Source organism: Pseudomonas veronii (assembly GCF_001439695.1).
Taxonomy (GTDB): Bacteria; Pseudomonadota; Gammaproteobacteria; order Pseudomonadales; family Pseudomonadaceae; genus Aquipseudomonas; species Aquipseudomonas veronii.
Genome location: NZ_JYLL01000087.1, coordinates 1 through 1,041, shown reverse-complemented (window position 1 = coordinate 1,041; position 1,041 = coordinate 1). Strand labels below are relative to the sequence as shown.

Sequence of the window (1,041 nt, the reverse complement as noted above, 5' to 3'; positions counted from 1 at the left end):
CACCACCAGCCTTGTCGAAGACGCGGACCTTGAGGCCCTGCTCGTCGCGCAGTTTTTTCAGCATATACAGGCCGCCAAAACCTGCGCCAACGACGATGGCGTCGAAATTTTTTGTTGTTATCACAGCATCTCCCCTCGTTACGAACAGCCCGCACCTGGAATACCTGAATCCACTTGCCGGCAACGGACCCGCATTGAAGCCTTGATCGATCCTGGTTCAGTTAAAAATTGCAGCATGGATTTCTGGTTTATGGGGCTCCAGTGCGGGCTGATGGGATTCGCCAAACAGGCGGTGCAAATAAATGATTGCCAGATCAGGGCTGTCGGCCATGTACCGCCCCCTGAGCTGACGAAAAACAGGGAGAGGATCTGGTTTTGATGACGTATTCATGCTAATCACCTGTCTTGTTCTTGTATGCACTGGATAATTATCAATGATGTATATAAGCTGAGTATTGAATGTTTTTTGCTTTTCGTTGAATAAAATTGCCAGGAGCCTTGCCATGTCACATGGATGGCCATGGCAAGGCGCGATCCTGGTCGGCTGGCCTGACAGGTACCGAATCGATCTGTTCGACTCGGCAGCCTTCCTGACGGACATGGCCTTTTTCAACCCAAGCCGATCGTGCCATGTACCTCCCTCGGTTCCATATTTGCCTTCTGCCACGGTGCCGCTGATGATGTTTTTCGATCCACGACTCCGGGGCACCTAGCCATGCATCTGCGTAAACAGTTATCACGCAACGCTCAAGCATCCTGTAGTGGTCTAATGAAATCTATGGTCACCCCCATTTTTGCAATGCTGATTAACGGGCGAAGTGGTTGGCTTGCTTAAATCTATCCGGCGTCTGTATGAGGCATGCCCCGCGCCATGATGAGAGTCGCGCCTGGCAATCCTGAAAACCGGAGCGGCTTCTAAAGCCGTTTCATAAGTCAGGTTCTTCGCCAGGCCGGTGTGCCGTTCACGTCATCCATTTTTCAGCTATCGCAAAACCTGAAGGTGCCTCGTGGTACTGCAACAACAGTAGGGTCAGGCCGCCA

At 51.8% G+C, this 1,041-nt stretch carries 2 protein-coding genes; both read right to left on the bottom strand.

The genetic code is table 11. The features are described from left to right. Positions 1-148: NAD(P)-binding protein (locus TU80_RS32975; protein ID WP_156422930.1), on the bottom strand; the 148-nt coding region annotated here is incomplete at its 3' end. A gap of 69 nt (positions 149-217) precedes the next feature. Further along, positions 218-391: a hypothetical protein gene (locus TU80_RS32970; protein ID WP_156422929.1), complete on the bottom strand. Its 174-nt coding sequence runs from the start codon at positions 389-391 to the stop codon at positions 218-220. Between the last annotated feature and the right edge of the window lie 650 nt (positions 392-1,041).

Excerpts from the sequence above, each read along its gene's own strand:
- TU80_RS32970 (WP_156422929.1), bottom strand. The coding sequence starts at position 391 with ATGAATACGTCATCAAAACCAGATCCTCTCCCTGTTTTTCGTCAGCTC.